Raw genomic sequence first — 17,926 nt, 5'->3', positions numbered from 1 at the left:
TGGATATTTGGGGGCGGCAACCTCACCGGTGAAGGTGTGGAAGGTGGCGGTCGCTTTGAGTTGTTTCCACCGCCGCCACGGTTCCGAGATCCGCAACAGGCCGATCATGGCGTCGGTGATCGACCCGAACCCGTACTCGCGGGCCAAATGCCGGTCGGAGAATTCGACGATCTGCCGATCGCCTTGGACGGTGACCCGGGTGATCAACTGTTCGGTGGACTGGGAGACCGCGACCAGGTCGTCGTTGGACAGGCCGGTCAGATCATCGGTGGCCAGCGAATCGACCACACGGTGGGCGAGGGCGAGTTTCTGGGTGGTCGACAACCCCGACACGTCGGGGAACGCGGTGTCGACCATGATTGTCACCCCCCGGCGCTAGCGAACATGTGTTTGTGTGTTGTTGTGTTCGAGTGTATGCCGGGTTTGTCGGGTTGGCAAGAGGTTGTCGAAAGTTTTTTCGGGTGAGTCTTCGTTGGGTTCCAGCGTCGGTTCGGCTCGGTCTCGAGGCTCGGCGCCTGGGGCGCCTCGCACCTCGACCACCGAGTGGGGAGGTTTGGTGCGTCACGGGTCGGGCGCTGCTACCGCCGATGGGGGAGTGCCTCGACCACCAGGTGGCCTCAGCCGCCGTAGCGTTCGGTGAGTTTGTCGCGCACCGTGGACGACAGGTGCTCGGTGTCGGGTCCGACGCCGATGCCGGCGGGCGATTGCTCGTCGATGTCGTGGGCGTCGACCGGAGCGGACACGGTGGTTGTTCCGGCTGCTGCGCGCAGTTCCTCGCGCATGCGTTTGCGGCGTTCAGATCGCGTCAGGAGATGTGGGGCCGCCTCGGGATGTGCGGCAACGTCGAGCCCGGTGGCGTCGTCGGGGGTCGTTGGGTCGGGACCGGCGGCGGCCTCGGCTGTGTGGGCTTTCTTGGCGGCGGAAGCTCGTCGACGTTGACGAATCTCGGAGTAGATGAAGTATCCGGCCCCTAGCGGTGCCATCACACCGAAGGCCAGCCACTGCAGGCCGTAGGAGAGGTAGGGGCCCGAATCCAGTTGTGGCAGTGGGATCTCGCCGAGTGAGCCGGGTTGATTCGGCGACAGCTGCAGATAGAACGGGTCCATCGGGGTGCCGGTCGCCTTGGCCAGCTGGGTCGGGTCGACCGTGTACATGGTCAGCGCGTTGCCCTCGGTCCGCGCGCCGCGGCCCTCCGATGTACCCTCCGAAGCCCGGATGCGGGCGTTGATGGTCGTCTCACCCGTCGGGGGCGCAGGGATCGCGGGCGTGTTGCTCTGGTCCGGGCGAACGTAGCCGCGATCGATCGCCAGGACGCGATCTGTGCCCGCGATGCGGAACGGGGTGAGGACCTCGATGGCCGGCCGCTCGTCGACCGAACGGAGGCGAACGAGGGCCTGGTCATCGACGAGGTAGGTTCCGGTCATCGTCACCTCGCGCCACTCGGTGGAGGGAACGAATCCCTTTCCGGCGGGGGCCACCTCGTTGATCGGTACCGGGGCCGTGCCGACGGCACTCTTGATCAGATGGTTGCGCTCCGACGTCGCGGAGTTCTTACCGAGCTGCCATGGGGCGAGCACCATGAAACATGCCGCCGCGAATGCGACGACAACGATGATCAGGGCGATCCACCCCGGTCGTATGTTTCGCAGCGCGCGCATAGGACAACGGTACCCAGTGGGCAACCGTCACAGCAGCCCCGGCTGCGTCTGGTGACGGTATGCCGGATTCGGCCGTGACGTGCGCCGCAGTACCCGATCACGGCAGCACCGGCGTCGGCTCAGCCGGTGGCGCCGTCGAGGTGTTCGCGGGCCCACTGGAGCAGGCCCGGTACTGCGGCCTCGATCTGCTCGCGGGTGACGGCGAAATCGTCGGCGTTGCCGTAGTACGGGTCGGACAGATCGAGATCGTCGCCCGCGTCGGGATCGAAGCTGCGCAACAGTCGGGTGCGCTCGCCCAGTCGTTTGCGTTCGAGTTCCTTGACGTGTCCGGCGTCGGCGGCGACGAACAGGTCGGCACCGATGTGATCGGGCCCGAGCTGATCGGCCACGTGCGCGTCGGAGTAGCCGTGTGCCAGCAGCTCCGTGCGCGCGCGGTTGTCGGCCGCCTCGCCGACATGCCAGCCGCTGGTACCGCAGCTGCTCACCTCGACGCGGTCGGCGAGCCCCGCGTCACACAGCGCCTTGGCAAAGATGTTCTGCGCCATCGGCGACCGGCAGATGTTGCCGGTGCAGACGAAACAGATGTGTAGTTGATCAGACACCGAGTACCTCGCGCAGATCTGACATCGAATCGACGCTCCAAGCCGCAGCGTCGCGCTCCCCGGCCAGAGCGTAACCCCATCCGACGAGGATCGTCGGGATGCCGAATCGGGCTGCGCCCTCGACATCGTGGGATCGGTCGCCGATCATCACCGCCGGACGAGCGGGTCGGTGTGTGTGCCGGTCGAGCGATATGTCCAATTGTGCCAGTGCATGGGCGATCACGTCGGGTTTGTGACGCCGGGTTCCGTCATCGCTGGCGCCGGCGATAACGCGGAAGTGGCCGGCGAGTCCGAAGTGGTCGAGGATGGCGCGCGCGGTCGTCTGGTTCTTCGACGTCGCCACGGCCAGCGTCCGACCCGACGCGCCGAGATCGCCGAGGAGTGTGTCCATGCCGTCGAACACCGAGTTCTCCAGCCAGCCGACGTCGACGTAACGGGCGCGATACGCGCGCATCGCCTCGTTCGCGGTGGCTTCGTCGAGCCCGAGCTCGCGCAAGGTGTCGATCATCGGCGGTCCGGCGATCCCGGCGACCACCGCCTCGGGTGCCGGTGGCGCGCCGACAGCGGTCAAGGCGTGCCGAAAACTGTTGGCGATCCCGGTGAAACTGTCGGTGATCGTCCCGTCGAGATCGACGAGCAGAACGGTGTCGGGATCAGTGGGGTCTGGTCGGGACATCACCAACCCATGGTGCACGTAGGCTCAGTCGGTATGACATCCGGGCTGCATGCGCTCGACCGGCACGGCGACCGGGACAGCACCGCGGGCATGCTCGATTTCGCCGTCAATGTTCGTGGGGCCGCACCGCCGTTCGTGCAGGCGGCCATCGCCTCCACCCTTGACGACCTGGCCCGATACCCGACGACCGACCAGACCGATCACACCACCGGGATCATCGCCGACCTGCACGGCCGTCCCACTGACGAGGTGATGCTCCTCGCCGGCGCCTCCGACGGTTTCGAGCTGCTGCCGAAACTGGGTGTGGCACATGCGGCCCTGGTGCAGCCGTCGTTCACCGAACCGGAACTCGTGTTGCGGGCCGCGGGGATTCCGATCACGCAGGTCATCGGCCGGCCCGACACGCCGCTGGCCGACCTTGCCGCCGACATCCCCGACGACGCCGATCTCGTGGTCGTCGGCAATCCCACGAATCCGACGTCGGTGCTGCACCCCGCGGAGTCGATCGACGCGCTTCGTCGTCCCGGACGCCTCGTGGTCGTCGACGAGGCGTTCGCCGATCTGACCCTCGACCCGGTGACCGGGGCGCGCGAACCGCAGTCGCTGGCCGACCGGCGAGTCGACGACGTCATCGTGATGCGCAGTGTCACCAAGACTTTCGGATTGGCCGGACTGCGCGCCGGTTACCTGCTCGCGGCGCCCGAGGTGATCGAACGGGCGGCGGCCGGGCGCCGCGCCTGGCCACTGTCCACGCCTGCGCTCGCCGCGCTGGCCGCCTGTTGCGGACCCGACGGGCAACGCTTCTGCTCCGAGCAGGCCGAGCTCGTCGCCATCGAACGCGACCATCTGCTCGCGCGACTCGCCGAGGTCGGCGTGATCCCGTGCGCGCCGCCCGCGGCGCCGTTCGTGCTCGTCGAGATGCCCGGTGCACTGGCGGTGCGAGAAAGCCTGCGGGGCCAGGGGATCGCGGTGCGCAGTTGCGCGAACTTCGTCGGACTGTCCGACGACCACCTGCGGTTGGCGGTGCGCCCGGCGGCACAGGTCGATCGGCTGGTCACGGCGCTCGACCGGGCGCGAGAGGAGATCACCGTTGGCAGCGCATGAGCACACGGGTCACGGTCCGAGCGAGGTGAGTGTCGCCGATGTGGTGGCGGTGCTGGAGGCCGCGTATCCGCCGCGCCTGGCGGAGAGCTGGGACGCCGTCGGGCTGGTATGCGGGGACCCGAGCGAACCGGCCGGGCCGATCCTGGTGTGCGTCGATGTCACCGACGACGTGGTCGCCGTCGCATGTGCGCAGGGTTACCGGATGATCGTGGCGCATCACCCGTTGCTGCTTCGGGGTGTGGAGTCGGTCGCCGCCGACACACCCAAGGGCCGCATCGTCCACCGGCTCATCAGGGCCGGCATCGCCCTGTTCACCGCCCACACCAACGCCGACAAGGCCGATCCCGGTGTGTCCGACGCGCTCGCCTCCGCACTAGGACTGCGAGAGGTCGCGCCGATCGATCCCGAACCGCTGCCACCCGTCGACAAATGGGTGGTGATGGTGCCCGAGGGCAACGCCGAACAGGTCAGCGAGGCCATGTTCGCCGCCGGGGCCGGAGCGATCGGTGACTATCGCGACTGCGCGTGGTCGGTTATCGGCGTCGGACAGTTCGAGCCGACCCCGGGTGCCAACCCGGCCATCGGTGAGATCGGGCAGCGGGAGCGCGTGGACGAAGCGCGCGTGGAGATGGTCGCCGCCCGAGGGCTGCGGGCTGCGGTCCTCGCCGCGTTGCGCGACTCCCACCCGTACGAGGAACCTGCCTTCGACGTCCTCGAACTCGCCGCGATCCCGTCGGCGCTCGGTCTCGGCCGCGTCGGTGTGCTGGCGGAACCGATGACCGTGGCGCAGTTCGCGCAACGCGCGGCACACGCGCTGCGTACGCCGTGGGGCGTGCGTGCCACCGGCCCGGCCGATCGGCAGATCACGACCGTCGCGGTGTGCGGCGGGGCCGGTGACTCACTACTCGCCACCGTCGCGCAGCTCGGCGTCGACGCCTATCTGACCGGCGACCTCCGGCATCACCCGGTCGACGAGGCGCTGCGGTCCGGCGGCCCGGTGCTCCTCGACGCCGGGCACTGGGCCACCGAGTTCCCATGGTGCAGGCAGGCCGCCGAACAGATCACCGCCGCCACCGGTTGCGCGGCGGAGTGCCACGACGCACCCACCGATCCGTTCACCGTGCACACGTCCGCCTGACACGGCGCGTACCGTGAACGTTCACCGCCCGGTGCAACGGCGCGCCGTGGCTCACCCGGCGCACCCCACCACCGATCCCCCCAGTGCACGAGGAGACACCCGATGAAGGTCGATGCCGGACGGCAACGACTCCTGCTCGAACTCGCCGACGTCGACGCCGGCCTGGCCCGACTCGACCATCGAGTCGGTCACCTGCCCGAGGACGCCGAGATCGCGGAGACGATCACCGCCATCGAGGCCGCCCGCGACGACCTCGTGCGCGCGGAGATCGCCGCGGAGGATCTTGACCGCGAGTATCGCCGCATGGATGGCGAGATCACCGGCATGCGTGATCGCGAACAGAAGGACTCGGCTCAGCTGACCGCCGGAGGCCTTGCGCCGAAAGCGTTGTCGGAGTTGCAACATGAGCTGACCGGATTGGGTCGGCGTCGGCAGGTCCTCGAAGACGACATGCTGGAATTGATGGAGCGTCAAGAAGCGCTCGGGTCCGAACGCGATCGGGCATCGGCGACCATCGCCCATCTCGAGGAGCGACTCGCCGCGCTGCGCGTTCGTCGGGCAGAGGCCGTCACCGCGGTGGACGCCGACAAGGAGGCGCTGGCGGCGCGGCGTACCCAGATCGTCGCCGAGGTGCCCGACGAACTGCTCCCGATCTACGAACGCCAGCGCAGCGCGGGCAAGGTGGGAGCCGGGCTGCTCCGCGCCCGCCGGTGCGGCGCCTGCCGGATGGAACTCGATCGCGGGACACTCGCCGGCATCGCCGCGGCGTCCGACGATGAGGTGATCCGCTGCGAGGAGTGCGGTGCGATCCTGATCCGCACCCACGAGTCGGGACTGTGAGCACCCCCTCCGGGAACATCCCCGCAACGCCGTCGTGGCAGGGCCAGATGGCCGCCCCGACCCGCATCGTGTTGGTCCGTCACGGTCAGACGGCGCTGTCGGTGGACCGGCGGTACTCGGGCCGCGGCAACCCGCCGCTGACCGACCTGGGAGTGACGCAGGCGCTGCGCGCGGCACAGCGTGCGGCGTCCGAGCAGCCGATCGCCGCGGTCGTCAGCTCACCCCTCGACCGGGCCAGGCAGACCGCCCAGGCGATCACCGACCTCGTCGGCGGAGAGGTGGTGGCCGAGGACGACCTCATCGAGAACGACTTCGGTGCGTGGGAGGGACTGACCTTCGCCGAGGCCAAGGCTCGCGACCCCGAGGTCCACGCACGGTGGCTCGGTGACGAGTCGGTGCCCGCACCCGGTGGGGAGAGCTTCACCCAGACCGCTGCACGGGTGATCGCCGCCAACGACCTTCTGCTGCAACGTTATCCGGGCCAGACCGTCGTCGTCGTCAGTCACGTCACCCCGATCAAGTCCCTCCTGCGCCACGCCCTCGACGTCGGACCGCAGTTGTTGTTCCGGTTGCACCTCGACCTGGCGTCGGTGTCGGTGGCCGAGTTCTTTCCCGACGGCGGTGCGGTCGTCCGCTGCGTCAATGACACCTCGCACCTGCGGAGAAGTGACACGGCGCACCTTCGGTGAAGCGACACCTCGCATCGCCGGTGACACCCCGGACGCTATCCTGTACGGGCGAACGAGTCGGCCAGGCGGCCGCGGCGCGTGGGACGGCCAGTCACTGGAAACGCCACGCGCCGAGGAAAGTCCGGACTCCACAGAGCAGGGTGGTTGTCAACGGCAACCCGGGGCGACCCGCGGGACAGTGCCACAGAGAACAGACCGCCGGCCGCACGGCCGGTAAGGGTGAAACGGTGCGGTAAGAGCGCACCAGCGATGCGGGTGACCGCGTCGGCTCGGTAAACCCCACCCGGAGCAAGGCCGAAGCACGGACCGCTTGCGGTGCGTGTGCGCGGACGTGATGAGGGCTGCTCGCCCCAGTCCGCGGGTGGGCCGCTCGAGGTACCCGGCGACGGTGTGCCCAGATGGATGGTCGCCACCGACCTCACGGTCGGGACAGGATCCGGCTTACACGCCGACTCGTTCGCCCCCTCCGGCACCCGACGTCATCGTCGACGCTGATCACGCATGCATGTCACCGTCTGCACGCCGAGTGCGGCGTTATGGTCGGGGAGTGCAACGCAGACTGTCGGCGCCCCAGATCGATTTCGACGCCATCCGTGGAGAACTCGGGGTGAGCGAGGACTACGGCGACGCCGCACTGGAGGAAGCCGCCAACGCACGCGACCGATATGCCGAGCAGCGCGAGGACCACCGCGATCTACCCCTGGTGACGATCGACCCGCCCGGATCGATGGACCTCGATCAGGCCGTGCACATCGCCACCGATGGCGACGGTTTCGTGGTCGATTACGCGATCGCCGACGTCGCCGCCCTCATCGAACCGGAGGGCGCCCTCGACGCCGAGAGTCGTCGACGCGGCACCACCGTCTACTTTCCCGACGGCTCGGTCCCGTTGCATCCGCGGGTCCTGTCGGAGGGCAGCGGTTCGCTGCTGCCCGGTGTGGCGCGCCCGGCCGTCCTCTGGACCATCCACGTCGGCGTCGACGGACAGATCGGCGACGTGGCGGTGCGTCGCGCACTGGTGCGTTCGGTGGCCCGCCTCGACTACGCGGGCGTCACCGCCGACGCCGCGGCGGGCCGGGCGCACCCGTCCATCACGGCGCTACCGGCCTTCGGTGCACTGCGGCAGCGGATCGCCTTGTCGCGCGGCGCAATCGAACTCGACCTCCCCGACCAGGAGGTGGTGCACGACGCCGACGGCTGGAGCCTGCAGATCGCGCCGCACACACCGGCGGACATGTGGAACGCGCAGGTGTCGTTGCTCGCCGGGATGTGCGCCGGAACCCTGATGGCCGACGCGGGCGTCGGACTGCTGCGGACCCTGCCGCCTGCCGAGCCCGGTGCCGTGCGGGCATTGCGTGACACGGCACGCGCGATGGGTGTGGACTGGCCGGACGAGCAGGCGCCAGGCGAGTTCCTCGCCGCTCTGCCGGCGGATGCGCCGTCGACCCTGGCGTTGATGTCGCACGCCGGCTCACTGATGCGTGGCGCCGGCTATCTCGCCCTCGGGGGCGGCGAGACGCCGGCGCCGTCGGCGATGGTGCACGCAGCGATCGGCGGGATCTACGCCCACGTCACCGCGCCGCTACGGCGGCTGGGTGATCGTTTCGCGACCGAGGCATGTCTGGCGATCACCGCCGGTGAGCCGGTACCCGACTGGGTGACGCGCGCATTTCCCACCCTGCCGAAGATCCTGCGGTCGGCCGACTCCCTGGGGGCCTCGGCGGACCGGCTCTCGATCGACCTGGCCGAGGCGACGGTTCTCGCCGGCCGCGTCGGAGAGGTCTTCGACGCGGTGGTCCTCGCCGAGGCCGACGCGAAGAAGCCCGCCCGGATCTTCATCGACGATCCGGCTGTCATTGCCGGCTGTAGCGGAAATCCGGCTTCGGCGACCAGGATTCGGGTGCAGCTGACCGCTGCCGACCCGGTGCGGCGCACCGTGGGGTTCGCGGCGGTCGGCTGAGCACGAAAGCTCAGAGGTCCTTGGCGGCCTTGCGGTAGGCATCGAGGGCGCGCGTTCCGGCGGCCTCCTGCAGGGCGTCGAGCCGTCCGAGCAGGAACATGTCACGACCGGGGAGATCGGTGCGTTCGGCGAGCTCGGCCAGGCGCGCCCGGTTGATCCGGGTGTCGTTGAAATCGCCGAGCGCCGACTGGATCTTCTTGGCCACCGCAGCGATCTTCTGATAACGCTTGATGCCCAACGGTTCTCCCGCATCGGTGGCGTAGCGCAACTTCTTGGCCCGCTTGCGGATGACGTGCACCTGCTCCTGCCACTCGTGCGAACCCTCGGGGAAGGTCGCGAGTTCTGCCTGAGCCTTTCGAATCTTCTTGCGGCTCTTGGCGATCGCCGCGTCGACCGCCGCGGCGGCGGGCATGTCGGCGTCGGGTCCGGCCGGCGGATCGGTGATCAGGACGTCGATGTCGTCGAGCAGCCGGAAGTAGCGCTCGGAGTTCATCGCAGCATGGGCGGCGCGGATCGCGCGGTCATGCGAGTCCGACTCGGTCCCCGTCAGCGCCGAGACCAAGGCCTCCGACGGCGACTCCCCACGCAACAACGCGGTGTCGATCTCGAGCTGGACCTCCGAATCCCGTGCGTCACCGAGGATTCGGGCGAGCAGGCGCAGCTCGTCGTTGATGTGGGCGGTCCGGTGCGGGTCGAGGACCGTCGGGAAACCTGAGAGCACGCTGCGGAATCGGCGGGTGGCCACCCGCATCTGATGCACGGCGTCGGGCGCGTCGACCCGGACCTCGGGATCGTAGGTGAGCAGGGCATTGCGATGCAGGGTCAGGTCGGTGACCACCAGCTCCAACGCCGACGGGCGTTTGGGCAACCGTGGTTCGACGGTCGTAGTCGGCGTCGAACCGATGGCACGCGCGAGCTTCGAGGCACTCGACGGGTCCGATCCGCCGGCCGAGCGCAGCAGTTTCTGGGCGGCTTTCAGCAATCGGGGAGTGCCACCGGAGAGCAACTCGAACTCCCACTCGGCCCACTGCGCGACCTCACCACCGGGCAGCAGCGACCGCGCGGTCACGAGGTCCTCGGCGAATTCGGCGAGAGGCTCCTCGTCGACCCCGAAGAGGGTGGTGATGGTGCGGGAGGTGGAGATCACCGCCACCGGGATCAGGCTGCGGTGCCGGGTCAGCGCGAGCACCGGGATCAACAGGGCGTCGGGGAGATCGCCGTCGGCGGGAGCCTCGTCGAACCCGATCTGCAGTTCTCGACGGGCGCCGGGAATGCCACTGGGGCGCTTGAGATGCCAGCCGCTGTCGTGGCCACCGGTGCGACGTCGCAGGGTGATCCGGTTGCCCGCCAGATCCATGTTGTCGGTGTCGAAGTACGTGGCGTCGAGGGTGAACGTCTCGGGCTCGCGTGCGCCGACGACGCCGGGCAACACCCAAAGGTCGGGGGTGGCGGTTCCGGCTTCGACGTCGAACTTCAGCTCTACCTCGACCTGTTCGGTTGCCACTGGTCCTCCTGTCGGATGTCGGATACGCGTGAAGTGTATATGCGGGTGATCACCGGACGTCGTCGGCGAAGGCGTCGGTCGCCTCGATGAGTCTGCTCCGGATGCCGGGTTCGAAGGATGCGTGTCCGGCGTCGTCGACGATGTGCAGCTGCGCCGACGGCCACGCCCGGTGCAGATCCCACGCGCTGCGCATGGGGCAGACGACGTCGTAGCGGCCCTGCACGATGACGCCGGGGATGTCGGCGATGCGGTCGATGTCGCGCAGCAGTTGGCCGTCGTCGAGGAAGCCGTGATTCACGAAGTAATGGTTCTCGATCGAGGCGAAGGCGATGTCGAAGCGTGGCCCGGAGTCCTCCTTGGCCGCCGCGGCCTCCTCGGGTTTCGGGATGAGATAGCTGGTGGCCTGCTCCCAACCGGTCCAGGCACGGGCGGCGGCCGCGGCGACCTCCGGCTCGGCCGACGTCAGCAGCCGGTGATAGGCGGCCACGAGGTCACCGTCGCGCTCGGCGGCGGGGATGGGCGCGAGATAGGACTCCCAGATGTCGGGGTAGATGTGCGCGGCACCGCCGTTGTAGTACCAGTCGATCTCGCTGCGTCGCAGCAGGAAGATGCCGCGCAGGACCAGCTCCGACACCCGGTCCGGATGGGATTGCGCATAGGCCAACCCGAGCGTGGAACCCCAGGAACCCCCGAACACCTGCCAGGTGTCGATGTCGAGGTGCTCGCGCAGCGCCTCCATGTCGGCGATCAGTGCGCCGGTGGTGTTGACCGAGAGGTCGGCGCCGTCGGCGATGTGCGGGCGGGAGCGACCGCAGCCGCGCTGATCGAACAGGACGATCCGATAGCGGTGCGGATCGAAGAAGCGACGCTGATCGGGAGCGGTCCCACCGCCCGGGCCGCCGTGGACGAAGACCGCGGGTTTGCCGTCGGGGTTGCCGGAGGTCTCCCAGTAGATCTGTTGTCCGTCGGTGGTGGGCAGGTGTCCGGAGGCGTAGGGCTCGATCTCGGGGTAGAAGTCGCGCATGGTTCACGAGCCTAGACACCCGGGCGCAGTGCGGCGGCGTTGCCGCGATGTCCGATACGCCGGTGATGGCGCAATCGTTTTGGCGCGGTTGGTCATACGAGTAGATGACGTCGGCGTCGCGATGCGTGCGTCGGGGGTGGCTGGGGGGCTAGCGTGACAACCCAGCGCAGGTGAGCTCCCCAGGAGCGCCGAATCGAGAAGGACACGAGAGCGATGATCCAACACGCCGAGCACGTCGAGTTGTTGGCCCGACGTAACTCCGTGGGTCACTTCGGCCAGTTCGCCCATCTGGGAGGCTACGGCGGCCACGTCGGGCTGACCACAGTGGTGGTCGCTCTCGTCGTCGTGTTACTGATCGCTCTCGTCGTGCTGCTCCTGCGCCGCAACGTGCGCTGACACCCGCCCTGCCCTGGCGTCGCCGGCCGCACGTTGCGGCGATCCGATCAGTAGCTGTGCTCGGGGCCGGGGAAGACGCCCCGACGCACCTCGTCGGCGTATTGGGCTGCAGCACCACGGAGTTCGCCGCCGACGTCGGCGAATCGCTTGACGAATCGGGCGGTCTTGCCGTGGGTGAAGCCGGCCATGTCCTGCCAGACGAGTACCTGTGCATCGGTCTCGTGGCCGGCTCCGATCCCGACGGTGGGGATCGTGAGCTTGCGGGTGATCTGCCCGGCGAGGTCGGCCGGGACCATCTCCATGACGACGGCGAACGCGCCCGACTCCTGAACGGCGATGGCGTCGGCGATCAACTGGTCGGCGGCGTCACCGCGGCCCTGGACGCGGAATCCGCCGAGGCCGTTGACGCTCTGCGGGGTGAAACCGATGTGGGCCATCACCGGGATACCGGCGCCGGTGAGCGTGGCGATCTGGTCGGCGACGCGTTCACCGCCCTCGAGCTTGACCGCGTGCGCACCGGCCTCCTTGAAGAAGCGGACCGCGGTCGCGAGTGCCTGCTGCGGGCCGGCCTCGTAGCTGCCGAACGGGAGGTCGGCGACGACGAGCGCGTGCGGGGCGCCGCGGACGACGGCGCGGGCGAGCGGGATCAGCTCGTCACTGCTGACCGGGATCGTGGTGTCGTATCCGAGGACGACGTTCGCGGCGGAATCGCCGACGAGCAATACCGGGATCTCGGCCTCGTCGAAGATGCGGGCGGTCGAGTAGTCATACGCGGTGAGCATCGACCACTTCTCGCCCTCGGCCTTCATCTGGGCGAGGTGATGGACACGGGTGACGCGTCGGCGCGGGGCGGACTCGCCGGAGCCGGCGGGCGTGCCGCCGTAGACGGAGGTTTCGGCCGCGGGGATTTTGGATGCGGTGGACACCACAGACTCTGGGGACATCGTTGTCTCGTTTCTTCCTCGAGTCCTGGCTGGCAGGTACCCGGGCGGGTGGGACAATCCATTTTCGCACCGGAGGTGATCGTCGAACACCGGCCTGAGCTGTGCCTTTGATCACATCGCAGGAAGGCATCCCATTCCGCGGTCAGGGTGTTTCACGATGTGGGATCACTTTCGCAAAGCCCCAGGGTGAAGAGTTCGACTTGTGAACGTAACACGGATTTAACAGGGCATCCCTAATGTCGGCGTTCATGGATCGCCAAAAGGAATTCGTTCTGCGGACTCTCGAAGAGCGGGACATCCGGTTCGTTCGGCTGTGGTTCACCGATGTTCTCGGATACCTCAAGTCCGTGGCGATCGCCCCCGCCGAACTCGAAGGCGCCTTTTCCGAGGGTATCGGCTTCGACGGCTCAGCGATCGAGGGCTTCTCCCGCGTCTCGGAGGCCGACACCGTCGCCAAGCCCGATCCGTCGACCTTCCAGATCCTGCCGTGGACCACCTCGCAGGGTCGTCACCACTCGGCGCGGATGTTCTGCGACATCGCGATGCCCGACGGAACCCCGAGTTGGGCCGACTCCCGCCACGTGTTGCGCCGGCAATTGAACAAGGCCGCCGACCTCGGCTTCAGCTGCTACGTCCATCCCGAGATCGAGTTCTTCCTCCTCAAGGACGCGCCCCTGGACGGCAGTGTGCCGGTTCCGGCCGACTCGGGCGGGTACTTCGACCAGGCGGTGCACGACGCTGCCCCGAACTTCCGCCGACACGCCATCGAGGCGCTGGAGTCGATGGGAATCTCGGTGGAGTTCTCCCACCACGAGGGCGCGCCCGGGCAGCAGGAGATCGATCTGCGTTACGCCGACGCGCTGTCGATGGCCGACAACGTGATGACCTTCCGCTACGTCGTCAAGGAGGTCGCGATCTCCGAGGGCACCTGGGCGACGTTCATGCCCAAGCCCTTCAGTGAGCACCCGGGATCGGCGATGCACACCCACATGAGCCTGTTCGAGGGGGAGGCCAACGCCTTCCACAACCCCGACGACCCGATGCAGCTGTCGGAGACCGGCAAGAAGTTCATCGCCGGAATCCTGTACCACGCCAACGAACTCAGCGCCGTCACCAATCAGTGGGTCAACAGCTACAAGCGTCTCATCCACGGCGGCGAGGCGCCGACGGCCGCCACCTGGGGCGGCGCCAACCGTTCCGCGTTGATCCGCCTGCCGCTCTACACCCCGAACAAGGCGTCGTCGCGCCGCGTCGAGATCCGCAGCCCAGACTCGGCCTGCAACCCGTACCTGACCTTCGCGGTGCTGTTGGCCGCCGGGCTCAAGGGCATCACCGAGGACTACGAACTGCCCGACGAGGCCGAGGATGACGTGTGGGCGCTGACGCCCGCCGAACGGCGCGCGATGGGCTACAAGGAACTCCCCGGAAGCCTGGCCGAGGCCCTGCACGCGATGGAGGAGTCCGAGCTGGTCGCCGAGGCGCTCGGCGAGCACGTCTTCGACTACTTCCTGCGGAACAAGTGGACCGAGTGGACCAACTATCGCAGCCTGGTCACCCCCTTCGAACTCAAGAGCTACCTACCGCTGTAGGTCGAGCCGCACCGCGACACGCGGCCGGATTCGCCGCCCGGGCTCCGACGTGTCGGCGTCAGACGCTATTTTCGTGGGGTGACAACGCTTCACGGCCGTGGTGGCATACCCAGTCCCGGACGCCTGGGGTTGCTCGACGCCACGGCGTCGGCGGATCTCGCCGAACTGGGCTGGAACACCGAGGAGTCGGTGGATCTGCTGTGGTCGCTGTCCCGTGCCCCCGATGCCGATCTCGCACTGCGCGCGTTGATGCGCCTGCGATCGGCGGCCGCCGACGAGTGGTCGGCGATCGACGCACTCCTGCGCACCGACAAGGGATTTCGTGGTCGGCTCTTCGGCGTCCTCGGTTCGTCGGATGCCCTCGGTGATCACCTTGCCGCCGAGCCGTCGTCGTGGCACCTGCTCGAGACCGACACGCTGCCCGACGTCGCCGAGATCAACGCGACGATGCTCGCCGCCGTCGACGCCGTCGCCGAGCCGGGTGAGCAAAAGAAGGGCAACAAGATCTTTCGCGCCGGGTTCAGTGGACCGCGGGCGGTCGTCGCCCTGCGCGCGACGTACCGCAGTCTGGTGATGCAACTCGCCGCCCACGACGTGGCGTCGACGGTCGAGGACGAGAAGGTCATGTGGTTCCCCGAGGTGGGGGCCTATCTCGCCGATCTCGCCGACGCCGCGCTGACCGCCGCCCTGGCGGTCGCCTTCCGGGAAGTGTGCGGCGACAAGCCGATCCCGGTGCGTCTCGGTGTCATCGCGATGGGCAAATGCGGTGCGCGCGAGCTCAATTACGTCAGCGATGTGGACGTGGTGTTCGTCAGCGAACCCGCCGACGGGGTGGCCGCGCGTATCGCCGGGGAGATGATGCGCGTCGGCTCGCTGGCGTTCTTCGAGGTCGACGCGGCGCTGCGGCCCGAGGGCAAGGCGGGTGCGCTGACCCGCACACTGGAATCGCACGTGGCCTATTACAACCGGTGGGCCAAGACGTGGGAGTTCCAGGCACAGCTCAAGGCGCGTCCGATGACCGGCGACATGGAACTGGCCGCGGCGTATCACGAGGCCATCAACCCCATGGTGTGGCGTGCGGCCGAGCGTGAGGACTTCGTGCACGAGGTGCAGGCGATGCGCCGCCGCGTCGAGGACCTGGTGCCCGAGGATCAGCGTGAACGCAACCTCAAACTCGGCAGCGGAAGTCTGCGCGACGTCGAGTTCGCGGTGCAGTTGCTGCAGATGGTCCACGGTCGGGTCGACGAGGAACTGCGGGTGCGCGCCACCGTCGACGCGCTCGAGGCGCTCACCGCGGGTGGTTACGTCGGCCGGGACGACGGCGCCAACCTCATCGCCTCGTACCAGTTCCTGCGGCTGCTCGAGCACCGCCTGCAGTTGCAGCGCATGTCGCGGACGCATCTGCTGCCCGCGTTCGACGACGACGAGGGCATGCGCTGGCTGGCCCGCGCGGCGCACATCCGGCGCGAGGGAGAACTCGACGCGACCGCGGTACTGCGCCGGCAGATCAAGCACCAGGCTTTGCGGGTGCGCAAGCTGCATCAGAAGCTCTTCTACCGGCCGCTGCTGGAGGCGGCGACCCGGTTCAACACCGAGGAGCTCACGCTCTCCGACACCTCGGCCGAACGGCGCCTGGCCGCTCTGGGCTACGCACAGCCGCAGCGGGCGCTGAGTCACATCCGGGCTCTCGCCTCGGCGCCCGGACGGCGTGGACAGGTCCAATTGCTGATCCTGCCGCAGCTGCTCGAACACATCGGGGACACACCGGATCCCGATGCCGGCCTGCTCAATTACCGCCGCCTGTGCGAGGAGATGGACAACGACTGGTTCCTCCGACTGCTCCGCGACGACGGGGTGGTCGCCGAACGACTGATGCGGGTGCTGGGCACCTCGGAGTTCATCGCGAACCTGCTCATGCGCTCACCGGAGGTCATCCACCTCTACTCCGACGGTGCGAGCGGTCCCAAGCTGTGCGAGACCCGCCCGGAGGATGTCGCCAAGGGGCTGATCGCCTCGACGGTCCGACAGACCGATCTGCGTCGCGCCGTGGCGATCGCGCGCTCACACCGCCGGGCCGAACTCGCCCGGATCGCCTCGGCCGACATCCTCGGGATGATGGACGTCCCACAGGTCTGCCATGCGCTGTCGAGTGTGTGGGCCGCGGTCCTCAATGCCGCTCTGGCCGTGGCGATCAAGGCGTCGGAGGCCGAACGGAAGTCGCCGGCACCCGCGCGCATCGCGGTCATCGGCATGGGTCGTCTCGGTGGTCTGGAACTGGGCTACGGGTCCGACGCGGACGTGTTGTTCGTGTGTGAACCGGTACCCGGTGCGGAGGAGGCCGCCGCTGTGCGCTGGTCGCAGACCATCGCCGAGAAGGTCCGCTCGATGCTCGGCTCACCCAGCGAGGATCCGCCGCTGGTCGTCGACACCGGCCTGCGACCCGAGGGACGCAACGGTCCGGTCGTGCGCACCCTCGCCGCGTACGCGGCCTACTACGAGCAGTGGGCCCAGCCGTGGGAGGTCCAAGCGCTGCTGCGTGCCCATCAGGTCGCCGGCGACGACGAACTCGGCATCGAGTTCTTGTTGATGGCCGACAAGGTCCGCTACCCGGCCGGCGGGGTCTCGTCGGCGGCGGTGCGCGAGATCCGTCGTATCAAGGCACGCGTCGATTCCGAACGCCTGCCCCGTGGTGCGGATCCGGCGACCCACACCAAACTCGGTCGCGGTGGCCTCGCCGACGTCGAGTGGACCGTGCAGCTGATGCAGCTGCGCTACGCACACCGTTACACCTCGTTGCACAACACCTCGACGTTGCAGACGCTCGACGCGATCGGCTCGGCCGAACTGCTCGCCGAAACCGATGTGGCGATCCTCAAGGAGGCGTGGTTGACGGCGACCAAGGCGCGCAACGCGCTGGTCCTCGTCCGGGGTAAGCCGGTCGATCAACTCCCGGCGCCGGGAAAGCAGTTGCGCCAGATCGCTTTCGCCGCCGGCTGGCCCGAGGACCAGGCCGCGGAGTTCCTGGAGAATTATCTGCGCGTCACCCGACGCGCGAAGAATGTGGTGCGCAAGGTCTTCGGGGCATGAGGTGCGCGGCCTGCTGAGGTTCCTCACCCTGTCGCTGGCGTGGCTACTGGTCATCGCGACCGGCCTGGCGATCTGGCTGCACTACATCGCCTCCCGCGGGACGGTGGCGGTGTATGCGACCGCAGCGGTGCCCGTCGCGGTGGTGACCGGAGCGGTGGCGGTCCTGCTGTTCGCGGTCCTGCGACGGTGGATTGCGCTGTTCGTGGCGGTCCTGGCCGTCGTCGGGGTGTGCTTCACGCAAGGGCCGCTGTGGGTATCGCAGACCCCACCCGCGGGCGATCGGTTCACCGTCGTCAGCGCCAACCTGCGTTTCGGTGAGGGGTCCGTCGACGACGTCGCCGCGGCGGCGCGTGACGCACAACTGGTGTCGCTGCAGGAGGTCACCCCACAGGCCCTCGAGCGCATCCGCAACAGCGCACTGGCGCAACGGTTTCGGTACGAGTACGCGCTCCCCGGGCCGGCGGCCGCCGGGGGGATGCTGTTGAGTCTGCGCCCACTCGACGACGAGCGTCGGCTACCGAACATGTTGCTCAACAACCTGAGCGCACAGACGGTGGTGCCGGGTGGGCCGCGCACGCGGGTGCTCGCGATCCATGCGCCTGCACCACTGTCGGGGCATGCGGGGGAGTGGGATCACGACCTGGGGCTGCTGCGCGACCAATTGCATGACCTGCCCGACGGTCCGGTCATCGTCGCCGGTGACTTCAACGCCACC

Annotated in this window: 15 protein-coding genes, 1 other RNA gene and 1 pseudogene; 10 read left to right on the top strand and 7 right to left on the bottom strand. The window is 68.4% G+C overall.

Features of this window, described 5'->3' with window-relative positions; genetic code table 11:
- From B1964_RS13810 to B1964_RS13795, 4 genes and pseudogenes are all read right to left on the bottom strand, one after another.
- Positions 1-357 (bottom strand): annotated as a pseudogene (locus B1964_RS13810) (HNH endonuclease); the annotation flags it as partial.
- A 260-nt stretch (positions 358-617) separates the two neighbouring features.
- The gene (locus tag B1964_RS13805; RefSeq protein WP_014360410.1) at positions 618-1,658 is read right to left on the bottom strand and encodes an SURF1 family cytochrome oxidase biogenesis protein; all 1,041 of its coding nucleotides are present in this window, start codon (positions 1,656-1,658) and stop codon (positions 618-620) included.
- A 119-nt stretch (positions 1,659-1,777) separates the two neighbouring features.
- Positions 1,778-2,260 carry a low molecular weight protein-tyrosine-phosphatase gene (locus B1964_RS13800; protein ID WP_006370460.1) on the bottom strand — a complete coding sequence of 161 codons (483 nt, stop codon included), beginning with the start codon at positions 2,258-2,260 and terminating at the stop codon, positions 1,778-1,780.
- Positions 2,253-2,936 carry an HAD hydrolase-like protein gene (locus tag B1964_RS13795; protein WP_079930160.1) on the bottom strand — a complete coding sequence of 228 codons (684 nt, stop codon included), beginning with the start codon at positions 2,934-2,936 and terminating at the stop codon, positions 2,253-2,255. The genes B1964_RS13800 and B1964_RS13795 overlap by 8 nt, the downstream gene beginning before the upstream one ends.
- A 33-nt stretch (positions 2,937-2,969) precedes the next feature.
- Between B1964_RS13795 and cobC the strand changes: the two genes are divergently transcribed.
- The 6 genes from cobC (at position 2,970) to B1964_RS13765 (ending at position 8,667) form a co-directional block, all read left to right on the top strand.
- Complete coding sequence (cobC, locus tag B1964_RS13790) at positions 2,970-4,040, top strand: Rv2231c family pyridoxal phosphate-dependent protein CobC (RefSeq protein ID WP_079930159.1); 1,071 nt, start codon at positions 2,970-2,972, stop codon at positions 4,038-4,040.
- The gene (locus tag B1964_RS13785) at positions 4,027-5,178 is read left to right on the top strand and encodes a Nif3-like dinuclear metal center hexameric protein (RefSeq protein ID WP_079930158.1); all 1,152 of its coding nucleotides are present in this window, start codon (positions 4,027-4,029) and stop codon (positions 5,176-5,178) included. The genes cobC and B1964_RS13785 overlap by 14 nt, the downstream gene beginning before the upstream one ends.
- A 102-nt stretch (positions 5,179-5,280) precedes the next feature.
- Positions 5,281-6,018, top strand: coding sequence for a C4-type zinc ribbon domain-containing protein (locus tag B1964_RS13780; protein ID WP_079930157.1), 738 nt, complete (start codon positions 5,281-5,283; stop codon positions 6,016-6,018).
- 47 nt (positions 6,019-6,065) lie between these two features.
- On the top strand, positions 6,066-6,707 hold the full coding sequence (locus B1964_RS13775) for a histidine phosphatase family protein (RefSeq protein WP_035728130.1): 642 nt from the start codon (positions 6,066-6,068) through the stop codon (positions 6,705-6,707).
- Between the two features lie 53 nt (positions 6,708-6,760).
- Positions 6,761-7,167, top strand: an RNA gene (gene rnpB, locus B1964_RS13770) — RNase P RNA component class A.
- Positions 7,168-7,254: 87 nt separating this feature from the next.
- On the top strand, positions 7,255-8,667 hold the full coding sequence (locus B1964_RS13765; RefSeq protein WP_079930155.1) for an RNB domain-containing ribonuclease: 1,413 nt from the start codon (positions 7,255-7,257) through the stop codon (positions 8,665-8,667).
- A 10-nt stretch (positions 8,668-8,677) separates the two neighbouring features.
- Here the strand turns inward: B1964_RS13765 and B1964_RS13760 are convergent, their stop codons facing one another.
- Together B1964_RS13760 and pip are read right to left on the bottom strand one after the other, a co-directional pair.
- Positions 8,678-10,171: a CYTH and CHAD domain-containing protein gene (locus B1964_RS13760; protein WP_079930153.1), complete on the bottom strand. Its 1,494-nt coding sequence runs from the start codon at positions 10,169-10,171 to the stop codon at positions 8,678-8,680.
- Positions 10,172-10,220: 49 nt separating this feature from the next.
- Positions 10,221-11,195, bottom strand: a complete 975-nt coding sequence (gene pip / locus B1964_RS13755) for a prolyl aminopeptidase (RefSeq protein ID WP_006370579.1) — start codon at positions 11,193-11,195, stop codon at positions 10,221-10,223.
- A 213-nt stretch (positions 11,196-11,408) separates the two neighbouring features.
- On the opposite strand from pip, the gene B1964_RS13750 reads away from it, so the two are divergent.
- Positions 11,409-11,591 (top strand): hypothetical protein, encoded by a 183-nt coding sequence (locus B1964_RS13750; RefSeq protein ID WP_006370578.1) that lies wholly within the window; start codon positions 11,409-11,411, stop codon positions 11,589-11,591.
- Positions 11,592-11,638: 47 nt separating this feature from the next.
- On the opposite strand, the gene panB is transcribed toward B1964_RS13750, so the two are convergent.
- Positions 11,639-12,535, bottom strand: coding sequence for a 3-methyl-2-oxobutanoate hydroxymethyltransferase (gene panB / locus B1964_RS13745; protein ID WP_079930151.1), 897 nt, complete (start codon positions 12,533-12,535; stop codon positions 11,639-11,641).
- Positions 12,536-12,783: 248 nt separating this feature from the next.
- Between panB and glnA the strand changes: the two genes are divergently transcribed.
- The 3 genes from glnA to B1964_RS13730 form a co-directional block, all read left to right on the top strand.
- On the top strand, positions 12,784-14,124 hold the full coding sequence (glnA, locus tag B1964_RS13740; RefSeq protein ID WP_026920042.1) for a type I glutamate--ammonia ligase: 1,341 nt from the start codon (positions 12,784-12,786) through the stop codon (positions 14,122-14,124).
- 78 nt (positions 14,125-14,202) lie between these two features.
- On the top strand, positions 14,203-17,211 hold the full coding sequence (locus B1964_RS13735; protein WP_079930148.1) for a bifunctional [glutamine synthetase] adenylyltransferase/[glutamine synthetase]-adenylyl-L-tyrosine phosphorylase: 3,009 nt from the start codon (positions 14,203-14,205) through the stop codon (positions 17,209-17,211).
- Between the two features lies 1 nt (position 17,212).
- Positions 17,213-17,926: endonuclease/exonuclease/phosphatase family protein (locus tag B1964_RS13730; protein WP_079930146.1), on the top strand; the 714-nt coding region annotated here is incomplete at its 3' end.

It is taken from the genome of Gordonia sp. i37 (assembly GCF_002043085.1).
GTDB classification, from domain to species: domain Bacteria; phylum Actinomycetota; class Actinomycetes; order Mycobacteriales; family Mycobacteriaceae; genus Gordonia; species Gordonia polyisoprenivorans.
Note: the sequence above shows the minus strand (reverse complement) of the source record. Positions and strands in the feature narration are given on the sequence as shown.